Origin of the sequence: Streptococcus sp. DD04, assembly GCF_001578725.1 — a bacterium.
In the GTDB taxonomy this organism is placed as follows: Bacteria; Bacillota; Bacilli; order Lactobacillales; family Streptococcaceae; genus Streptococcus; species Streptococcus sinensis.
Genome location: NZ_KQ968977.1, coordinates 54,900 through 57,090, shown reverse-complemented (window position 1 = coordinate 57,090; position 2,191 = coordinate 54,900). Strand labels below are relative to the sequence as shown.

The following is a 2,191-nucleotide window of genomic DNA, read 5'->3' as shown; positions in this document are numbered from 1 at the left end:
TCATTTTTCACTTAAAGCCTTGACAGACTTGACAAATGGTAGAAAAGAGCCCTAAAATTGAGGTTACGGCTCAATTAACTGAGCAAGTCTTGACAATTAGTGTGAAAGATGAAGGACAGGGCATTGCTCCCGAGGATTTGGATAAGATTTTCAAACGCCTCTACCGTGTGGAAACTTCACGTAATATGAAGACAGGTGGCCATGGTCTGGGCCTTGCGATTGCGCGTGAGTTGGCTCATCAGCTGGGTGGAGAAATTACGGTCGAAAGCCAGTGTGGCCTAGGAAGCACCTTTACATTTGCTCTCAACTTAACATAAATCCTCAGTCAGTGGTGAATACTTTCAACTCATGGTGTAGAAAAGATAAAATCAAATTCAAGTTTTTTCAAATCTATCTCCCTATTTTTAGGGGGATTTTTATTTTATACTATAGTCAGAAAATGATCGAGAGGTTTTTGAAATGGCTACAAGTTTTTTGTTCTTTATTTCAGTTTTTCTGGCAGGGATTCTTTCCTTTTTCTCCCCTTGTATCTTACCGCTTATGCCGGTTTATGTAGGAATCTTGTTAGATGAAGAGCAGCCGAGGACGTTCAAGATTCTAGGACGAGAGGTTTCTTGGTATGGGATGGTCAAAACACTCTGCTTTATAGCGGGATTGTCGACTGTATTTTTAGTCTTGGGCTACGGTGCTGGTGCTCTAGGTCAAGTCCTATACGCCCCTTGGTTTCGCTATCTTTTGGGTGGAATTGTCATACTATTGGGAATCCACCAAACGGGCGTCATCAATATCCAGCAGCTGCAAAAGCAAAAAAGCATCCAGTTTAAACAGAATAGTAAACGGAGTGACTTGCTTAATGCCTTTATTTTAGGGATTACTTTTAGCTTTGGTTGGACACCCTGTGTTGGGCCTGTTCTGAGCTCTGTTTTAGCGATTGCTGCTTCTGGGGGAGCTGGTGCTCTTCAGGGCGGTTTGCTTATGTTGGTTTATACACTTGGATTAGCCCTTCCATTTCTAGCTATGGCTTTGGCTTCCGGCTGGGTATTACAGCGCTTTGCAAAACTCAAACCTTATATGGGAACGCTTAAGAAAATCGGCGGGGCACTTATCATTCTTATGGGAATCCTGCTTATGCTCGGAAATCTAAACGCTTTAGCGTCACTATTTGGATAAATATTATATGATTAAAGGAGAAATATCATGAAAAAAATCGCAACTCTTACAATGGCTACTCTTAGTATCTTTGCCTTGGCTGCTTGCTCCAGTCAAAAGTCAAATTCAGATATGAAAAAGATGGACGACAGCAGCATGATGAAGAAAGACGATATGAAAAAAGATGACATGAAGAAGGAGAATATGAAAGACTCTAGCATGTCTGATGACAAGATGCAAAAGGATGATATGAAGGACTCTTCTATGATGTCCGACAGTAAGTCTGACATGAAAGATGATATGAAATCAAGTGATTCAAGCATGAAGGATGAAATGAAAGATTCATCCGAAATGTCATCTGATAAATAAAATTATCAATGAGAGTGGAAGTCGTCAATTTTGTCGGCTTTCTCCTTGTTTGGAGAGGAAAGAATACTATGAAAAAACTGTCTCTATTAACCGCAGGGCTGCTTTGTGTAGGATTATTGGGAGCTTGTTCAAATCAGCAAATGAATTCGGAAGCTTCCAAAAATGATAAAAGTTCCATGACTAGCAAGTCAAATTCTAACCAAGCTACAAAAATGGCTAAGGATTTCGCTTTGCAAGGAGTGGACGGCAAGACCTATAAGCTGTCTGATTTTAAAGGCAAGAAAGTCTATCTAAAGTTTTGGGCTTCTTGGTGCTCTATCTGTCTATCCACACTTGGAGATACCAATGATTTGGCCAAGGAGCAGTCAGGAAAAGATTATGTTGTCCTGTCGGTGGTGTCTCCGACTTTTAATGGAGAAAAGTCTGCTGATGATTTCAAGGAATGGTATAAATCTTTGGATTACAAGAACATGCCAGTTCTTATGGATACTAAGGGAGAATTACTGAAAGAATACGGTATTCGCTCTTATCCATCTGCTCTTTTTGTTGGCAGCGATGGTTCTTTTGCCAAGACGCATATAGGCTATATGAGCAAGGAAGATATTGAAAAAACACTAAAGGAGATCAAGTAGAAAGACAAACTATAAAAAAAGTCAATAATTTCGTCTGACAT

Annotated in this window: 3 protein-coding genes and 1 pseudogene; all 4 read left to right on the top strand. The window is 40.1% G+C overall.

What is annotated here, in order from left to right; translation table 11 throughout:
- Positions 1-41 precede the first annotated feature (41 nt).
- Positions 42-317, top strand: a pseudogene (locus STRDD04_RS03120) (sensor histidine kinase); the annotation flags it as partial.
- Between the two features lie 142 nt (positions 318-459).
- Complete coding sequence (gene ccdA2, locus STRDD04_RS03115) at positions 460-1,170, top strand: thiol-disulfide oxidoreductase-associated membrane protein CcdA2 (protein ID WP_062199274.1); 711 nt, start codon at positions 460-462, stop codon at positions 1,168-1,170.
- 27 nt (positions 1,171-1,197) lie between these two features.
- Positions 1,198-1,518, top strand: coding sequence for a hypothetical protein (locus tag STRDD04_RS03110; RefSeq protein WP_062199272.1), 321 nt, complete (start codon positions 1,198-1,200; stop codon positions 1,516-1,518).
- A 68-nt stretch (positions 1,519-1,586) separates the two neighbouring features.
- Complete coding sequence (locus STRDD04_RS03105) at positions 1,587-2,150, top strand: redoxin domain-containing protein (protein WP_062199270.1); 564 nt, start codon at positions 1,587-1,589, stop codon at positions 2,148-2,150.
- Positions 2,151-2,191 lie beyond the last annotated feature (41 nt).